Source organism: Fluviispira sanaruensis (assembly GCF_004295685.1).
Classification (GTDB): Bacteria; Bdellovibrionota_B; Oligoflexia; order Silvanigrellales; family Silvanigrellaceae; genus Silvanigrella; species Silvanigrella sanaruensis.
The window spans coordinates 3,503,210-3,520,134 of record NZ_AP019368.1 but is presented as its reverse complement, the minus strand read 5'-3'; the positions used below and the strand labels follow the sequence as shown (position 1 = coordinate 3,520,134).

Here is a 16,925-nt window from a genome sequence, read left to right as displayed (position 1 = left end):
GAAATAAGCCTCTTATAGGGTATGCAGGTCAGAAATCTTATCTGGCGATGCAGGTTCGATAATTACGAGAGAGATTCAGATGGTCAAGTGTTTTGCTTAATTTTTGGTGTCTATTCTATGAACAAAGAAATGAAATCCATAGCTCTCCTTTACAGTCATATTACTTCTTTGCTTATTCTCATTATTGTAACGTGGGTATGGGGAGACAGTGAGTCGGCGAAAGATGCTTTACAAACATTTGGAGTATCGTCACTTCAGTTTGAATTAACGATAACGCTTTTGCTTGTTTTTATTTCTTCTTTACTTATTTATAAATCATTTAAAGATCTAATCAATCGTAAAAAAAAGGGTCACGGAGATAAGAGTGAATGAAATGTTATTAATTGTTCTTTATGGTTTATGTGGTCTTATTATTATGTTAGGCGTAGTGCTTCAGACAAAAGCCACGCTTGATCAAGGCATGGGTAAAGGTGGGTTTGGTAAATTCTTTGCGATGTTATTGAAATACTCTGGTTTTGCCATGCTTGCGTTTTTATTGATTAAATTTGAGACAGAACATCTTGTTTTAAATTTAGTGGTCTTTTTTTTATCTTCCATAGTCACCTTTTTGCTCTACCTACTTGCAAGAAGAGTTTCATTAAGGTAATTGGCAAGTGTTTGCTTTGATATTTTACGAAGGGATCCTTTATAAACAATATGAAACGTAAAATTATTGCTATATTAGGTTTTTTATCACTTGCTATTATGCCTGCAGCTCATGCAGATTCTTCGGGAGTCCAGGTTGTGAATTGGTATCATGAAATTTTAGTTAGATTCTTTTCTCTCTTTAGTAATGAAAATTCTGCAAATTTGATTGCCCTAAAAGCAGAGCACTGGTCTCCCGTTTTTGCGTCTGCCTTTGCAGTGCTTCTTTTAGCAGCGATAGCCTATATATCTGGTTTTGCCCGCATGAAGCCAGAACAAATGAGTGATGAAGAAATTCTTCCTCCAAAGAAATTTGGTTTGATCGCGTTTTTTGAAATAGGCTGGTCTGTTGTGTCTTCGACTCTCGAATCTACAATAGGTGAAAAAGAATGGATGCGCTTTGTAGGCGTGTTAGGTGGAACATTTTTTGTATTAATTGTTTCTAACTTGTCTGGTGTTTTACCTGGATTTTCTCCTGCTACATCAAGCATGTCTTTCACTTTTGCTGCAGCAATGGCAATTTTTGTATATTTCAATTATTATGGTCTGAAAGAAGCTGGTTTCAGTTATATTAAACATTTAGCTGGTCCTGTATTATGGATGGCTCCTCTTATGTTTTTAATTGAATTAATTAGTCTTTTATCGCGTCCTCTTTCGTTATCTCTTCGTATTTTTGGAAATATTTCTGGAGATCACTTTGTTTTTGCAATATTTTCAGGATTAATGAAAGATTTTTATATTCCATTTATTCCAATTCCTGCAATATTCTTAGGTTTTGGTACTTTCGTGGCATGCCTCCAAGCATTTATTTTTATGACTTTGAGTGCTGTATATATTAAACTTGCACTTGAATCAAAAGCTCATCATTAATTTTGAGTGCTTTTGTTTAATGGATTTAAAGGGATTATTAATTCGTTAATTAAATTTTCCATTTAATTTTTTTAATTGAATTTATAATGTTCCTGACCTCTTTGAGGAGATCCTTTTGGGATCTGTGAATGAGAACTGGTATTCTGCATTCATAAAATATTAAATGGTTTGGTTTTTATTAGTTTCATTTGTTTTTATTTAGGAGAAGAATATGAAAAGCAAATTTGCTTTAATGACTGTAGCTGCGACAACGGCACTTTTAACAACACTACCAGCTTTAGCTGAAGAAGCTGCAACTTCTGGAATGTCTACTGGAACAGGCCTTAAATTAATCGGTGCAGGACTTGCAATTGGTCTAGCTGTTGTTGGTGCTGGTCAAGGTCAAGGTACTGCTGCAAGAGGCGCTCTCGAAAGTATTGGGCGTAACCCACAAGCTTATAATAAAATATTCACACCATTCCTTCTTGCAATGGCGCTTATTGAATTCCAAGCAATCTTAGGCTTAATTATTGCATTCCTTATTCTTGGTAAATAATTCTAAGTTTATTGCATAATTATTTTTAAGCATATGGAGTCATTTCCATATGCTTTTTTTTTAATTCTACTCTTGACTTCAAAACCCTTCTCCGATAACAACACAAGAATACTTGTGGAGGGTTAGCTCAGTTGGTAGAGCAAGAGACTCTTAATCTCTTGGTCCAGGGTTCGAGTCCCTGACCCTTCACCATTCCTATTTATCCTATCAAATTATGATGACTACACCTAAAAAATATATAGGTCGCTTTGCCCCCTCTCCCACAGGCAAACTTCATTTTGGTTCATTGGTGACTGCATTGGCAAGTTATCTGAGAGCACGCTCCCAAGCTGGAAAATGGTTGCTCAGAATTGAAGACGTAGATACGACTCGGATAGAAAAAGGGGCAATTCACTCCATTTTGGCGACTTTGGAAAATTATGGTTTTCAATGGGATGATGAAATTATCTATCAATCTAAAAGAAGCAACATATATCAAGAATATGTAGAAATTTTAAAGGTAAAAGATTTAATATACAATTGTATTTGTACGAGAAGAGAAATTTCAAAAAATAAAAAAAACTCTTTATCTGGCGAATCTATTTATAGTGGTAAGTGTAGAAATTTTAATAATCCTTCATTTTTAAAGCATTCTCAAAGAATAAAAACTTTTGAAACGATAATTTCTTTCCATGATTTGCTTAGAGGTGATCTAACTCAAAATTTAGCTGAAGATGTTGGTGATTTTATTATATGGAGATCCGAAAACTTTGCTTCTTATCAACTTGCTGTTGTTGTTGATGACCATTTACAAGGAATTACCGAAGTTGTGCGAGGAAGCGATCTATACTTTCAAACTCCGAGACAAATATATTTACAGAGATGTTTAAATTTTAAAACCCCCATTTATGCACATATTCCTGTTGTTATGAATGAGTTTGGACAAAAACTTTCTAAACAAACCAAAGCAAATCCAATTATAAAAGAAAATGCCAGAAGTAATTTAATTTCTGCATTAAATTATCTTGGTTTTGATTATGGAGTTCAAAATATTATTTTAGAGACAACCAAAAATAATAATGAAATCCTTGAAAAGGCTGCAATGTATTATAATTTGAAAAATAATAAATAGATTATTTATCTACTTATTATTATATATGCTAAAATATTTGACATTTATTATAATTTTTTTTATTTAATTATTATATATTGAGTAAACTCAGGAGATAATTAATGAAAAAAAATAACAAATTTTTTAAATACGTTTCTCTTTTTTCTTTAACTTCATTCTCGCTGCATGCTTCTGAGAGAGCATATATTTTTTGTTATTCACCGAATGAAGATACCTGGCAATGGTTAAAAAATAGTTCTGGAGATAGGATTGAATTGGAAGGTCATTGGAAAAAGAAAAAATTTGGACGACATTCGTTTAGCTTTTTTATGCTTGAAAATGTGGATGAAATATATATCAATTATTTGCAGAAGCTGTGTATGGATAATTTTGGACAAAGCTATTATGTTCCACAACCTGCAAAAACATCTATTTTAAATCATTCTTGGGATGTTTTTGCGTTGAGTGAAAATAAATTTTTAAATGCAAAAATGGAAATAAGATATCGTTTTGAAAATTCAGTATTTAGACCAACTGATAATTGCAAAATTAAAATTCCTTATGATTCAAATAGATCTCATTATTTAAATGAATCCGATATTGAAAAAATAGTTAAGAACAAAATTTGCTGAAATTTATCGACACACATTCCAACAAGAATCTTCTCTACTCCTATCTGCACTCACGATTACGTTTATAGCTGTGATATTAAAATCGATATCAAAAAGTTCTTCGTTTTCTAGCTCGTTCAAATATTTCATAATTAATCCTTTTAAAAAAAAAATCACATAATATACAATAGTAATTTGCAAAAATATAAAATATATAGATTAATGACCATTTTCACCAAACAAAATTTTAATGCTGTTTTAATTGAAATTAAAAAATAATACTTGTCTACCAGGATTTCTGGTCATTCTAGGGGCAATCTTGGGATACGAATGGAATCATGAATGGCTTAACTGTGAATGGATGAGATCGCCTGTTCTCTAAGATTCCCATAACTAAAAACCCCAGCCTATGAAAATAAGCTGGGGTTTTAAAATGGCGGAGAGAGAGGGATTCGAACCCCCGGTAGGCTTGCACCCACAACGGTTTTCAAGACCGCCGCCTTAAGCCACTCGGCCATCTCTCCATTAAAATCAAAAACTCTTACTTCTTTGCAGAAGTTTTTTTAGCAACAGCCTGAGCTGCTACAATTTTAGCTTTAATACGAGCTTTTTTAGCTACTTGAGATTTTTTTCTCTTCATTTTAAACGTACGGCGGTTGTCGCTCTTACCCATTTTTTTGTCTCCTCACAAAGAAAGTTGGGAAGTCGAAACGTGTGCCGAACTTCTCCAATACAGGCGTTGAGGTTTAGCATGCGTATTTAGGCTGCGCAAGCTTTTTTTAAAAAAATTGCAGTTAAGCGAGGGAGTCGCTTCTATCTCGCATTTCCTGTCTCTGATCAGCTACCTGTTGCTTTTCAATGCTGTCAAAAAGAGCTTTAAAGTTGCCTTCTCCAAAGCTTTCATCACCTTGTCTTTGAATAATTTCATAGAAAAAAGGACCATATTCTTTTTCATTAAACTGAATGCTTTGTTCTTTCATGAATATTTGTAATAAATATTTTCCATCTGCACCATCAAGAAGAATATTATTTTTTTGCACTACATCCATTGGCTCGTTGATTTTTTTCAATTTCATTTTATGCATACGTTCTGGGAGTTGTTGATAATATTTATCTGATGCATCTAGAAAAACAGCATTTCTTTCTTTGATCTGACTCACAGCATGAATTATATTTTTAGTGCCAAGTGCAAGATGTTGAATACCTGAGCCCCGATTGTCCTCAATATAAATTTCAATCTGTGAATTATGGAAATAAGGGGCAAGAGGTTGATTCGTTGCAAACTTGATTCCGCTCTCTTTATCCCACATCACAATACTCTCTAGACCAGAACCTGTGCTGTGCTCCGTTGTATGATGGGCTGTGTGGAATTCTATTCCCCAATACTGCTCAAAGCCAAGACAGTGTCTGTAAAATTCAGTTAGAGAGTGCATAGAGCGCGCATTGCAAGTCACGTGATCAATTCCAAGATCGAGACCAAGTGAATTTGGTTGATCTTTGGCATCTTTGTTTGTCCAAATAAAACCTGGGGCAAATTGATCGTAATTCTTTTCTTCGATAAAACGGAAACCAACATCATCAATTGCAGTTGCAATTGCGGTTTCATTCCAGTAACCGTCATTTTTCGATTTATGCGTTTCAATATCATAGAGAAAAGGAGCTTTTTTATCCACTAAAAACTCAGCTGTGTGTTTTAAATTTTTAACTCTAAAGTTTAAAAAAGCAGCCCCATCCGGATGCATACTTAAATATCTACCAGCAGAAGACGCTTTTTCAATTGGCTCTGTAAATATCCAACCTAGTTTTCCTGCTCCATTTAAAACAATAGAGCGCATACCATTCCTTTTTTCCCATTCTGGAGAAGATTTCGCCATTTCAATAAAACCAAATTTTTCTTTATGCCAATTGACTGTTTTTTCAAGTTCGCGTGTAAAGAATTGAACTGAGTGATAGCCTACGAGACCTATAGATTTGTGATTCTTTTGCATAAACTTTCCTCCAATTTATTTCTATGTATGATGTACTAAAAATACAATTATGTAAAGAAATAAATTGGAGATGAGTGTTTTAAAAAATTCAATATTTTTATTAAACAGTTAATTTATTTTTTAATTCATTACTAAAGTGACAGGAAACAAAATGCGGATTGATCTGTGAACCTGTATTTTCAAGTAAGGGTTCTTTAGATTTGCAAATATCTTTTACAAAAGGGCAGCGAGTATGAAATCTACAGCCTGTAGGAGGATTTATAGGACTTGGAACATCTCCTTGTATAACATGACGATCTCTTTTTGCTGTAAAATCATGTCTAGGAATACTTGAAATCAACGCACGGGTGTAAGGGTGAATAGGATTTTTGTATAAATTTTCAGACGAAGTGTGTTCAACGATTTTACCCAAATACATAACAGCAACATTGTCTGATATATGTTCTATTACAGATAAATCGTGGGCAATAAAAATATAAGATAAATTATATTTATCTCTTAAATCCATCATTAAATTTAATATTTGACTTTGAATTGAAACATCGAGTGCGCTCACCGGTTCATCACATACAATAATTTTTGGATTGAGAGCTAAAGCGCGGGCAATACCAATACGTTGTCTTTGCCCACCAGAAAATTCGTGGGGATATCGATCAATTGATTCAGGATTTAAACCAACTTCATTTAAAATATTTGCAAGCTTATTTTTTCTTTCATCTGGGTTTTTATAAAGATTATGTATTTCAAAAGGCTCAGATAAAATTTCTCGTACTGACATCCTTGGATTTAAACTTGCAAAAGGATCTTGAAACACAATTTGAATTTCTTTTCTGAGTGTTCGCATTTCTTTTTGTGAAAGTTTAGTAATATCTTTTCCATCAAAAATAATATGACCAGAAGTTGGCTCTAGTAATCTTAATATAGTTCGACCTAAAGTGCTTTTCCCACAACCTGATTCACCTACAAGTCCTAAGGTTTGTCCTTTTTTTAATTTAAATGAGATGTCATCGACAGCGTGAACTTTTGCAACTTCTTTGCCAAAAATACCTCCAAATATAGGAAAGTATTTTACTAAATTTTTTATTTGCAAAATATCTTCATCTATCATTGATTTTTAAACCTCTTTAATAAATAAATTTCTTTCAAAACGGATACGGGGGCCATAAATCCCATTCGGAGATCTTTTTCCTGCTCCAATAACCATAACTATATGTGCATCAGGTGGAAGATCTAATATTTTTTCAATTCTATTCGCATCAAATCCTTCCATTGGGCATGAATCAAATGAGAATGCTCTTAATGCAAGCATGAGATTTTCTGTTGCGAGAGCACAAGATTTTGTTGCCCAAAGTATCATATCACTATTGCTCACTGGATTTCTTGGTGTTGGAGTTTTTAAACCACGGACAGATAAAATAAGACGTTTTAATGTTCCTAAAATACTGAAGTAACCTTGTGTATATGCAAGTGGAACAATTTTTTTATAATAATCAATGACACTACTGGGTATTTTAGCATTGCTTTTGGCAAATACATCTAACATTATATTTGCATTTTGTTTCCAAGTTTTGGATCTTGCAACACAAACGATAAGTTCTGCAGCTGTGCTTGCGGCGGGTTGAGAAAGACATGCTTTTACCAGTTCACTTTTTTTATCAGGCGATTTTACCCAATAAAACTCCCAAGGTTGCAAATTTGATGAATTTGGGGCAAGAAGAGCCAAGTCTAAACATTCATTCATAATTTCTTCTGGTATGGGTGTTCCATTAAACAAACGAACACTACGTCTAGAATGAATGACTTTGCGGAATTCTTCAGGATTAATTGTTGGTTCTTGTTCACTGTAATTGTGCTTAGGTACGGAGTTGAAAATAGTCTCAGCCATTTAATGATCCTTATATATTTATATTTTAAAACATGCAGCATATTTATTAGGATTGATTAATTTTAACTCAGGTTCTGTTTCTTTACATTCTTTTGTAGCTAAAGGACATCTATCTTGAAAACGACATCCTTTTGGTAAGTTTGCCAGTGAGGGGACAATTCCGGGAATTGTATTTAATCTATGTTTTTTTTCACCAAGTTTTGGTATTGAATTAAGCAAGCCAATTGTATAAGGATGTTTGGGATTAGTAAACAATTCTTTTGCACTTGATTTTTCAACAACTTTTCCAGCATACATAACTACAACATCATCGCATGTTTCGGCAACAACCCCTAGATCATGGGTGATCAAGATTGTAGACATTCCGTTTTCTTTTTGTAAATTATTCATTAAAGCAAGAATTTGTGCTTGAATAGTTACATCCAATGCAGTCGTGGGTTCATCCGCAATTAAAAGAGCAGGTTTACAAGCAAGAGCAATAGCAATCATAATTCTTTGCCGCATTCCACCTGACAATTGATGAGGATATTCATTAAAACGTTTTTCAGGAGAAGGAATACGCACTTGTTTTAACATTTCTATGGAAAGATCTCTTGCATCTTTATGATTCGCGCCTTTATGCAAAATAAAAACTTCTGCTATTTGATAACCGATGGTGTAGACAGGATTCAAACTTGTCATTGGTTCTTGGAAAATCATTGATATACGATTTCCTCGAATAGATTGCATTTCTTTTTCACTTAATTGCAAAAGATTCTTTTTTTCAAAAAAAATTTTTCCTGAAGATATTTTTCCTGGAGGGGATGGAATTAAGCGCATAATGGATAGACTTGTTACGCTTTTTCCGCAGCCAGACTCTCCTACAATACCCAAAGTCTTTCCTTTATTAACATGAAAGGAACAATCATCAACAGCAAAAATATTTTTACCAGAGACGTTAAAGTTTGTAATTAAATTTTCAACTTTCAATATAACTTCTTCTGCCACGGTTGTGTCTCCACATAAGAATCTGTTACGTTTTTACAAGTCCATTTTCCCTTAATCTTTGTAACAAAAATTCGTTTGCAAGGATAGGAGGGAATAAATTTGGTTTTGATGGAGATTTACAGTTTTCCAACACATTTAATTCACATTTTTCATAAGCATGGACAAAAAACGGTAAGGAATATCTTGAGGTATTTCTTGAGTCTATTGGATTGACGACTCTATGAGTTGTTGAAGGTATAATATTATTTGTGACTCTAGATAACATATCACCTGAATCTACAATCATTTGACCTGGGTGACTTTCTATTTGCAGCCATTTTCCGTTTCTTGTTAGAATTTCAAGACCACTTTCTTTTGTTTCACAAAGAATAGTTAATAGATTAATATCTTCATGCGCAGCAGCGCGGATAGCTCCAGAGTGATACTGCTCTTTATTTAGGGGAGGATAATGTAAAGCTCTAAGTATCGAATTTCCGTCCATAGCCATTTGTGGCAAAGTGTATTTTGGTAAATTTAAATATTCAGATAGAGCCGACAATAAAACTTGGGATAATTGATCTAATTTACAATAAAGATCTAGAGTAAATTGCTTGAAATTTGGTAAATCATTGTCTGGCCATATATTTTTTGTATATTCAACTTTTAATTTAGAATTTAAAAAATGCTCTCTGCCTATATGCCAAAATTCTTTTAAATCACCTATTGTGTTGTTTTTTGCTCGTTCAATGCCGAAATTAACATAACCTCTTTGCCCAATAATTGAGTTATCAACGTATTTTAATTTTGTTTCAATTGGTAAAGAAAAAAGCTTTTCAATTGCTGAATAAGTATTATTAATAACTTGCTCAGATATATTATGTCCTTCGATTATTACAAAACCAAACTCTTGTATTGCGCGTCCAAACTTTTGGATAAATTCTGCTTTTTCTTTATGAGATCCTTGAGTATATAGACGCACATCAGTTAGAGGAACCTTTTTCATTTAAATCTCCAATGCCATCAAATATAGACAATAATTTTTCAACAAGTTCTCTTTTTTTACGTGCTTTAGGTCCAATTAAAACAAATCCTCTTCTTGCAGATCCGAAAATTTTCTGCGCTGTTTTTAAAATTTGTTCTGTAGTTACAGATTTTACAATATTAATTTCATCATCTAATGTAAGTTTTTGTTCCATAAAATAAGCAGAGACTTCCCTATTTAAAAGACGAGAAGGTGTTTCTTTAATTTGTTTTAAGTCAAAAATATAACGAAAACGTATGTGATCTAATTCTTCTTGAAGAGGCTTTTCAGAAATTATATTTCTAAGTTCTTGAGTTAATTTTTCAAGTAAATTAGGTAAAAGATCTTCTGAAACAGTTGCATCTATACTAAAAGTACCAATTTCATTGAAAAATTGGGTGTCACAACTGATATCATAAACCAGTCCATATTTTTCACGAATATTTGCAGGGAGTCTTGTACATATTCCATCATCAAGAATTCTTTGTAAGAAAGTTATATATACAACTTCATTTGAAAGTCCACCCACAGTTGGAAAAACGAGTTTTACGGCAAATTGATTATCAGGATTATTCTGTAAACAAAGTGCATTTTGTGGTTTTCTGAGTGAATTTATATGTGGAATATAATTATCAGCCATAATTCTGTTTGGTACAGAATCTTGTGTATGGGTCCACTCATTGCCTAATGATTTTTCAAGTTGGGCAATGACATCTTTTTCATTGATTGAAGTATGAATGGTTATTGCACAGCGATTAGGTGTATAATAATCTCGTCTTTTTTCTGATAAGTCAGATTGTGATATTTTTTTAACTATTTCTTCTTTTCCAATAATAGGATTGCCAAGGGGATGGTTGGAAAATAGTGTGGCCATAGCGAGTGACTCTGTGTCAATACTGTCACCGGCTTCATTAAAATCAGACGCCATTTCTTGGAGAATGACAGAGCGTTCTATTTCTAAATCTGCATAATTTGGTCTTAAAAAGAAATCAGCAAAGCAATCGATGGCATCCAGAGTTTTTTCAGCGTCCCCTTTTAACCAATAAGTCGTGTTTTCAATACCAGTCATGGCATTGGTCTCGCCGCCAAAAGACTCCATCGCTTTTGAGAGTTGAATTGAATTTGGATATGATTTTGAGCCACGAAACATCATGTGTTCTAAAAAATGCGAGACACCATTATTTTTTTCTGTTTCGTCTCTCGCTCCTGTATTTATATGGATAGAGAGTTCAAAACAAACTGTCTCGGGTGTGTGACAATAAAATACGGGTACACCATTGCTTAGCGTATATTTATTTAATGCTAGTGACTTCATTTGTTTTTAATTCTTTCTATTCAAGACAAAATAAGTGATTTCATTCAAAGCTGTTAATGCATTTTTTTGTTCTAAATTAAGATCGTTGTTTTGCGTATATTTAGAAAGACAATTTCTTGCATTTTGAGCGTGCGTTTCTGCTTGTTGTAATGCCTTATTCAATCCGTCCGTTTCTTTAACAAGTGTTATCAATTCTTTTTGTTCTTCCATAGTGGCAAAATTATTTTCAATAATCTTATGGATTAAATTCTTTAAATTTTGCGTGTATTTATTATTAGAATTTAATGCATAGATTAAAGGAAGAGTGATTTTTCCTTCTAATAAGTCTGCTGCTATTGGTTTTCCAACTTGAGCAGCATCTCCTGCATAGTCTAAGTAATCATCAAATATTTGAAATGCAAAACCAATATGTTTGCCATAATCGCCTAAAAGATGGGTTGTTATACTATCTGATTGAGCTAAATAACAAGGAGTTTTTGCGCTGCATTGAAATAAAAAGGCGGTTTTTCCTTCAACAACGCTATAATATTGTTCATAGTTTGTATCGATTTTCCATAGAAGCTCGAGTTGAAATAACTCACTCTCACTCATAAAGCGTATGCACTCTGCAAAATCATCGATCAATTCAAGACTTTTGGTTTTAACCATCAAACGGCAGGCTGCAGAATAAATAAGATCGCCTGTTAATACTGCCGTTTCGTCCCCCCAGATGGAGTTAGCTGTTGGCTTATTTCTACGCAGAGTCGAGTTGTCGATGACATCATCATGCAATAAACTAGCTGTGTGGATATATTCACAGACAGATGCAATTGGAAACTTATGATCTCCATTATAATTAATCAGTCTGCTGCATAAGAGGAAAAGAGCAGGACGAATTCTTTTTCCACCTGAAGAAAATATATGTTCCAAAATCTGATTCGTAGGTTTATTTGGAGTGAGTAAATAGTCGACCAGTTTTGTTTCGAGTGTTGCTAATTCCTCTGAGATTGGCTGGAAAAAAGAAGGTGTCATATCAATAATTCTTTTCATGAATGATTAAGTAAAATAAAGAAAATAATAATTCTTTATTATAGTTTTAGTTTGTGATGGAAGCGCTCTTAATTTTTACAATAGCTTCTTTATAGTTTTCGAAATTAAAAACGGCACCACCTGCAACAACGATATCGACTCCAAGTTTATTTAGAGTATTTGCGTTTTCGTGACTCACGCCTCCATCAACCATAATATCGAATTTCAAATTATTCTCGCTACGATATTTAGATAATTCTAATATTTTTTTGTGGACAAGTGGAATATGCGCTTGTCTTGAGAAGCCGGGATTAACAGTCATAAGTGTGACTTGATCTAGAACGGGTAATAAATATTCAATGTCTTTCCAATGTGTAGAAGGGTTTAAGACAATACCAGCGCGTTTTCCTGTTTCTTTAATTTTGCTACAAATTCTGTGGGGATGTAATGCTGTTTCTATGTGAAAAGAAAGTGTGTCCGCTCCAGCAGATAAATAATTTTCAAAAGTAGAATCGGGATTTGTTACCATAATGTGCACATCTAAATGCATTTTTGTAATTTTCCGCATTTGTTCTATAAATGGTATACCAATGGTGAGAAGTGGGACAAAGTGGCCATCCATCACATCAAAATGGATACTATCTGCTCCACTATGCTCTAATTTACGTACCTCTTCTTCTAGTTTTAATAGATTTCCTGCTGCAATTGATGGGGAAACTTTTAATTCTTTTCTCATTCTTTATACCTTTTGTAAATTAAATGGGCGTGACGTATGTATGTATAAGAGTCTTTTCTCCAACAGAATTTTTATCAAATTTAATTCTGAGTCTATATCCTGAGGTGCTTTTTTCAATTTCTCTTATAACACCATCGCCAAATACTTTATGTGTAACTTTTTGTCCTTTTCTCCAAATTAAATCTTGATTCATTTCACTTTTTAAATTTATATTTTCTTTATTTAAAAGATCATCACCCTTAAAAATTCTTGGTTTGTCTTCAAATTTAGGGGTAGAAGTTATTTTACCAAATTCTCTTGGAAATGTTTTTTTAGCAGAGTCAACCCAATCGGTTATTTCAAAAGAAATTTCAGAAATAAAACGACTTTCCTGAGCTGGAATAAAATCTTTATATCTATTACGTTTGCAATTTGTCAGAGTTAATTTGCTTTTTGCGCGGGTAACAGCAACATACATAAGTCTTCGTTCCTCTTCGATAGCTTCTGGAGAATCGATCGAGTTTTGATGTGGAAGAACGCCTTCTTCAAGGCCCGCAATAAAAACTTTTGGAAACTCAAGCCCCTTTGCAGAGTGGATTGTCATCAAAGTGATTGCGTTTGCAGTACCTTGTTGAACATTGACCACGGTTGGCTCAACGGTGAGCATAGCTTGTTCTAAAAAGCGAGAGAGCTTTTCTAACCCGGAGAGTTGTTTTTGTTGTTGTCCTATTTCTTCTTCAATATTTATATTTTCAAATTCTATAATCGCATTTTTTAATTCAATTACGTTCAACCATCTTTCGTCGAAATCTTCAGGATATGAATTTCTTAAATATTCTTCGAAATTGATATCTGATATTACCTCAGCTAAAGTAACTGATGGTTTGTTGTGATAATCTAGATTGCTCTTCCATTTTTGAAAGCACATTACGAAATCTTTTACTGCTGCAATTGATCGAGATACTTCATTTTCTAATCCGCCATAGACAATTTCAGTAATCGTATTTAGTAAACTTTCATTGCGAGAAGTAGATAATTCTTTTAATTTTGAGAGTGCCTTGTCACCAAAACCTCTACGGGGAGTGTTAATTATTTTTTGAAATGCAGCTTCGTCAGTTGGGTTTATAATTAATTTAATATAAGCAAGTAATATTTTTATTTCAGCTCTCTCATAAAAACGAACTGATCCATATATGATATATGGCATCATTCGTCTTCTTAACTCATCTTCAAGTGAACGGCTTTGTGCATTTGTGCGATATAAAATGCAGAAATCAGAAAATTTACCATTTTCTTGAACATCCGCATATATTTCATTAGAAATAAATTTAGATTCTATATAAGGATCTTCGCAGGATTTAATTTTAATTTTTGTGCCAACTTCGTTGTTAGTGAAAAGTGTCTTGTCAGCGCGTTTTTTATTATTCTTAATAATTTCGGTGGCTGCTTGAATAATATTTTTAGTACTTCTATAGTTCTCTTCAAGTTTAAATACTTTTGCATTCTTATATAAATGATGAAAGTTTATTATAAAAGAAGGTTCAGCGCCGCGCCATGAATAAATACTTTGATCATCATCTCCAACAATAAACAAATTTTGACTTTTAGAGCTTAATAAATGGATAAGTTTAAATTGAATAGGGTTGGTATCTTGAAACTCGTCAATGAGAAAATAGCGGAATCTATTTTGCAACGATTCTAACACATGGGGTTTGTTTTCTAGGGTTTTAAACATAACCAGCAGTAAATCATTAAAATCCATTGCATTTTGTTTTTTCAATGTGCTTTGGTATAAACTATAGATTTTTTGGATAATCTCCGGATCGTATTGTTCACCAAAGTTTCTGAACTGTTGTCTTTGTTCTTGAAAACTTAACTCAGGATTGTGCTTTAATTCATGAAGGTATTCTTCGGGTGTCAATCCTTGATTTTTTATTTTATCAATTTTAGATTTAACTGTATTTACGGATAAAATTTTATCAGAGATATTTAATTTTTTTAAGATATCTTTCAATAAACTCTTTTGATCATCGTCATCATATATTGAAAAAGCAGAATTATAACCCGCTTCTTCTGCATAAATACGAAGAAATCTGGCACAGAAGGCATGAAATGTAGAAACGATGACATATTTAGAACGTTTAGCTCCTATATATTGCTCGACTCTTTCTTTCATTTCTTTGGCAGCTTTGTTTGTAAATGTAACAGCTAATATTGCACTTGCCGGAACATGTTCATGGGTAATAAGCCAAGCAATTCTTGAGCAAATAACCTTGGTTTTTCCACTTCCCGCCCCTGCATAAACAACTGCTGGGCCATCTTTATGTGTGCTGGCTAACAATTGCACTGGATTAAGATTTGAAAGATCGGGAGTTTCTATTTCATTAAACATTATAAATCTGTCCTTTAGAGCGAATAACAAAGAATCTTATTTTACTTTTTTTTCTTTTTCTTTGATTTTTTTTGTTTCGCAGTTTGAGCATTTTTCTTGCTATTGACATTTTTTCTTTTTTGATTTTTTACTGCAGCAAGACCAGAAGAACCAACAGCAAGTCTTCTTATTTTCTTTAAATATTGTTCCTCTAATGCCTGAGCGCGTGATTTGTGCAAAAGATTTGAATAAAGTGGATTATTTTCAATATTTGATGTGAGAAAAACATGCTGTCTTTCTTGATCAAAACCTTTTTTCTTGAAAAATTTAACTGCTCTTTCATTGCTGGGATCGGTATCGGCCATAATGATACGAACCCCTTCATTTTCAACGAAGGCTTCCACAACTTTGTCGATTAATTTGCTTGCAACCCCTTCTCTTTGCCAATTTGGATGTGCGCAGAGCCAAACGATATATCCATAACTCCATGCCGTTCCTGGTTTAGACATGACTGTGCCCAGAACAAAACCGACTATGCGCTCGTCATCGGGGTCCATTCCTTTCTCGAATTCATCATTTTCTGCAACAAGACAATAATCGCCATCAGTATTGAACATTGTCGTGACTTCATATTCATCCCAACCTCTGTAAAGCATAGGCCAAAGGTCTGCACGAAAGCAGGTTTCACCTAGGTTATAAACTTCAGCAAGGTCTTGAATTTCGAGCTCTCTGATGGAAAAACTTCTTTTTCCATCAAAGAATCTTTTTTCTTCTTTTAAATCTTCTTTTTCTCTTTCCTTATCTTTTTCTCGTTTTTCTTTTGAACTCATAAATTTTCCTTTAGCAGCTAAATAATATTTATTTAGCTATATCGTAAGGAGAGCAAAACACAAAATTTGGCCCCATTTCAATGCTGATTTTGCCATCAGGGTTTGAAATAAGATCTCCATCAAGAGAATATGAAGTATTTTCTTCACATGTGATATTTGCTTTTTGAAATTTTATAGAATTTACATTTGGCAAATTATAAATGCACCCTCCGGAAAGGGCTTTAATAGCACCTTTTAATAGCTTTGAACCCTTTTCAGAGATAGCGATCATTTCTGCTGAATTATCGCCCATAACAACTTTTTTAAAGAAGCGAGTTGTCAATGGCAGTTTTGGAACAGTTGAGGCTAAAATCATGCTATATTTGTTATTTATCTGTGAATTTGTAGAAATATCATTATATAGGGGGGTTGGATAAGTCTCTATTTTCATCTTCTGTTGTTTAACAATTTTATGGAATTCTCCGTTTAATTTTCCTTGAAAAATTCCGTCAGCTATATATCCTGCAACTTTAAGTGCGGCACCAAAGGAATTGGTTTTATCTTTATAAAATTCTTCTAAAAATGAGGCAGCAACCCCATTTGCAAAGATAAATCCAAGTCGCCCATTGACATGGATTGTACTGAGAATAGCTTCTTTCATGGTATGTTTTTTGCTGATGAGCTGTATTGTGTCTTCTAGACACGTTCTTGCTTCGTTTTTAATACCTAAATTCGAAGCTAGAAAGTTAATCGTTCCTCCTTTTAAAAGGAGAATTTTAGGAAGTCTTTCTGCCCCATATGCTTTGTATATTGCTGAAAGTACAAGACTAATACTTCCATCGCCACCAACAATTCCAACTAAGTTGATATTTCTTTCGCTAAATTCTTGGCACACTTGATTAAGCTGTTCAAGAGAGCGGGTGACTTCAAGTTGTCCTTTATTAGCTAAGATATACCAAAGATGAGTGTTGTACTCAGGGTTGAGTTTATTGATTTTTGCAAAAGGGTTGGAAATAATTCCGACTCTGAGCATTGTAGATTCCTTTTCAGGGAGTAA

General features: G+C 33.5%; 19 protein-coding genes and 2 tRNA genes. 7 read left to right on the top strand and 14 right to left on the bottom strand.

All coding sequences use genetic code 11. From position 1 onward, the window contains the following. The first annotated feature begins 117 nt into the window (after positions 1-117). From EZS29_RS15030 to EZS29_RS15000, 7 genes are all read left to right on the top strand, one after another. A complete protein-coding gene (locus EZS29_RS15030) occupies positions 118-372 on the top strand; it encodes a hypothetical protein (RefSeq protein ID WP_130612669.1) in 255 nt (84 codons plus the stop codon). Then, entirely contained in the window at positions 365-646 is a 282-nt protein-coding gene (locus tag EZS29_RS15025) for a hypothetical protein (RefSeq protein ID WP_130612667.1), read from the top strand. The genes EZS29_RS15030 and EZS29_RS15025 overlap by 8 nt, the downstream gene beginning before the upstream one ends. Before the next feature lie 50 nt (positions 647-696). Next, entirely contained in the window at positions 697-1,554 is an 858-nt protein-coding gene (gene atpB / locus EZS29_RS15020) for a F0F1 ATP synthase subunit A (RefSeq protein ID WP_130612662.1), read from the top strand. Between the two features lie 211 nt (positions 1,555-1,765). Beyond that, entirely contained in the window at positions 1,766-2,089 is a 324-nt protein-coding gene (locus EZS29_RS15015; RefSeq protein WP_130612659.1) for an ATP synthase F0 subunit C, read from the top strand. A gap of 116 nt (positions 2,090-2,205) precedes the next feature. Continuing rightward, positions 2,206-2,281 (top strand) — tRNA-Lys (locus EZS29_RS15010). A gap of 25 nt (positions 2,282-2,306) precedes the next feature. Continuing rightward, positions 2,307-3,200 (top strand): tRNA glutamyl-Q(34) synthetase GluQRS, encoded by an 894-nt coding sequence (gene gluQRS, locus EZS29_RS15005; protein ID WP_172603987.1) that lies wholly within the window; start codon positions 2,307-2,309, stop codon positions 3,198-3,200. Positions 3,201-3,301: 101 nt separating this feature from the next. Further along, entirely contained in the window at positions 3,302-3,811 is a 510-nt protein-coding gene (locus tag EZS29_RS15000) for a hypothetical protein (protein ID WP_130612653.1), read from the top strand. A 3-nt stretch (positions 3,812-3,814) separates the two neighbouring features. Here the strand turns inward: EZS29_RS15000 and EZS29_RS16245 are convergent, their stop codons facing one another. The 14 genes from EZS29_RS16245 to EZS29_RS14940 form a co-directional block, all read right to left on the bottom strand. Continuing rightward, positions 3,815-3,940 carry a hypothetical protein gene (locus tag EZS29_RS16245; protein WP_281276283.1) on the bottom strand — a complete coding sequence of 42 codons (126 nt, stop codon included), beginning with the start codon at positions 3,938-3,940 and terminating at the stop codon, positions 3,815-3,817. Between the two features lie 284 nt (positions 3,941-4,224). Beyond that, positions 4,225-4,314, bottom strand: a tRNA-Ser gene (locus EZS29_RS14995). A 17-nt stretch (positions 4,315-4,331) separates the two neighbouring features. Next, complete coding sequence (locus EZS29_RS16240; protein WP_281276282.1) at positions 4,332-4,463, bottom strand: hypothetical protein; 132 nt, start codon at positions 4,461-4,463, stop codon at positions 4,332-4,334. Positions 4,464-4,584: 121 nt separating this feature from the next. Next, the gene (locus EZS29_RS14990) at positions 4,585-5,778 is read right to left on the bottom strand and encodes a 4-hydroxyphenylpyruvate dioxygenase family protein (protein WP_130612650.1); all 1,194 of its coding nucleotides are present in this window, start codon (positions 5,776-5,778) and stop codon (positions 4,585-4,587) included. Positions 5,779-5,878: 100 nt separating this feature from the next. Continuing rightward, positions 5,879-6,883 carry a dipeptide ABC transporter ATP-binding protein gene (locus tag EZS29_RS14985; protein ID WP_130612942.1) on the bottom strand — a complete coding sequence of 335 codons (1,005 nt, stop codon included), beginning with the start codon at positions 6,881-6,883 and terminating at the stop codon, positions 5,879-5,881. A gap of 9 nt (positions 6,884-6,892) precedes the next feature. Next, positions 6,893-7,663 (bottom strand): nitroreductase family protein, encoded by a 771-nt coding sequence (locus EZS29_RS14980; RefSeq protein WP_130612646.1) that lies wholly within the window; start codon positions 7,661-7,663, stop codon positions 6,893-6,895. A gap of 18 nt (positions 7,664-7,681) precedes the next feature. Beyond that, a complete protein-coding gene (locus EZS29_RS14975) occupies positions 7,682-8,650 on the bottom strand; it encodes an ABC transporter ATP-binding protein (RefSeq protein ID WP_130612643.1) in 969 nt (322 codons plus the stop codon). A 25-nt stretch (positions 8,651-8,675) separates the two neighbouring features. Then, entirely contained in the window at positions 8,676-9,632 is a 957-nt protein-coding gene (locus EZS29_RS14970) for an isopenicillin N synthase family dioxygenase (protein WP_130612639.1), read from the bottom strand. Next, the gene (locus EZS29_RS14965; protein ID WP_130612637.1) at positions 9,610-10,965 is read right to left on the bottom strand and encodes a M16 family metallopeptidase; all 1,356 of its coding nucleotides are present in this window, start codon (positions 10,963-10,965) and stop codon (positions 9,610-9,612) included. Before EZS29_RS14965 ends, EZS29_RS14970 begins: the two co-directional genes overlap by 23 nt. Positions 10,966-10,971: 6 nt before the next feature. Then, complete coding sequence (locus EZS29_RS14960; RefSeq protein ID WP_172603985.1) at positions 10,972-11,976, bottom strand: polyprenyl synthetase family protein; 1,005 nt, start codon at positions 11,974-11,976, stop codon at positions 10,972-10,974. 64 nt (positions 11,977-12,040) lie between these two features. Beyond that, complete coding sequence (gene rpe / locus EZS29_RS14955) at positions 12,041-12,709, bottom strand: ribulose-phosphate 3-epimerase (protein ID WP_130612631.1); 669 nt, start codon at positions 12,707-12,709, stop codon at positions 12,041-12,043. 19 nt (positions 12,710-12,728) lie between these two features. Next, entirely contained in the window at positions 12,729-15,080 is a 2,352-nt protein-coding gene (locus EZS29_RS14950) for an ATP-dependent helicase (protein ID WP_130612628.1), read from the bottom strand. Between the two features lie 41 nt (positions 15,081-15,121). Next, positions 15,122-15,889 carry a GNAT family N-acetyltransferase gene (locus tag EZS29_RS14945; RefSeq protein ID WP_130612625.1) on the bottom strand — a complete coding sequence of 256 codons (768 nt, stop codon included), beginning with the start codon at positions 15,887-15,889 and terminating at the stop codon, positions 15,122-15,124. Between the two features lie 28 nt (positions 15,890-15,917). Next, positions 15,918-16,901, bottom strand: a complete 984-nt coding sequence (locus EZS29_RS14940) for a diacylglycerol/lipid kinase family protein (protein WP_130612622.1) — start codon at positions 16,899-16,901, stop codon at positions 15,918-15,920. Positions 16,902-16,925 lie beyond the last annotated feature (24 nt).

Bases quoted from the DNA above. Each gene is read 5' to 3' on its own strand.
- EZS29_RS15030 (WP_130612669.1), top strand. From the start codon at position 118: ATGAACAAAGAAATGAAATCCATAGCTCTCCTTTACAGTCATATTACT.
- atpB (WP_130612662.1), top strand. From the start codon at position 697: ATGAAACGTAAAATTATTGCTATATTAGGTTTTTTATCACTTGCTATT.
- EZS29_RS15015 (WP_130612659.1), top strand. From the start codon at position 1,766: ATGAAAAGCAAATTTGCTTTAATGACTGTAGCTGCGACAACGGCACTT.
- gluQRS (WP_172603987.1), top strand. From the start codon at position 2,307: ATGACTACACCTAAAAAATATATAGGTCGCTTTGCCCCCTCTCCCACA.
- EZS29_RS15000 (WP_130612653.1), top strand. From the start codon at position 3,302: ATGAAAAAAAATAACAAATTTTTTAAATACGTTTCTCTTTTTTCTTTA.
- EZS29_RS16245 (WP_281276283.1), bottom strand. From the start codon at position 3,940: ATGAAATATTTGAACGAGCTAGAAAACGAAGAACTTTTTGATATCGAT.
- EZS29_RS16240 (WP_281276282.1), bottom strand. From the start codon at position 4,463: ATGGGTAAGAGCGACAACCGCCGTACGTTTAAAATGAAGAGAAAAAAA.
- EZS29_RS14990 (WP_130612650.1), bottom strand. From the start codon at position 5,778: ATGCAAAAGAATCACAAATCTATAGGTCTCGTAGGCTATCACTCAGTT.
- EZS29_RS14980 (WP_130612646.1), bottom strand. From the start codon at position 7,663: ATGGCTGAGACTATTTTCAACTCCGTACCTAAGCACAATTACAGTGAA.
- EZS29_RS14970 (WP_130612639.1), bottom strand. From the start codon at position 9,632: ATGAAAAAGGTTCCTCTAACTGATGTGCGTCTATATACTCAAGGATCT.
- EZS29_RS14965 (WP_130612637.1), bottom strand. From the start codon at position 10,965: ATGAAGTCACTAGCATTAAATAAATATACGCTAAGCAATGGTGTACCC.
- EZS29_RS14960 (WP_172603985.1), bottom strand. From the start codon at position 11,976: ATGACACCTTCTTTTTTCCAGCCAATCTCAGAGGAATTAGCAACACTC.
- rpe (WP_130612631.1), bottom strand. From the start codon at position 12,709: ATGAGAAAAGAATTAAAAGTTTCCCCATCAATTGCAGCAGGAAATCTA.
- EZS29_RS14950 (WP_130612628.1), bottom strand. From the start codon at position 15,080: ATGTTTAATGAAATAGAAACTCCCGATCTTTCAAATCTTAATCCAGTG.
- EZS29_RS14945 (WP_130612625.1), bottom strand. From the start codon at position 15,889: ATGAGTTCAAAAGAAAAACGAGAAAAAGATAAGGAAAGAGAAAAAGAA.
- EZS29_RS14940 (WP_130612622.1), bottom strand. From the start codon at position 16,901: ATGCTCAGAGTCGGAATTATTTCCAACCCTTTTGCAAAAATCAATAAA.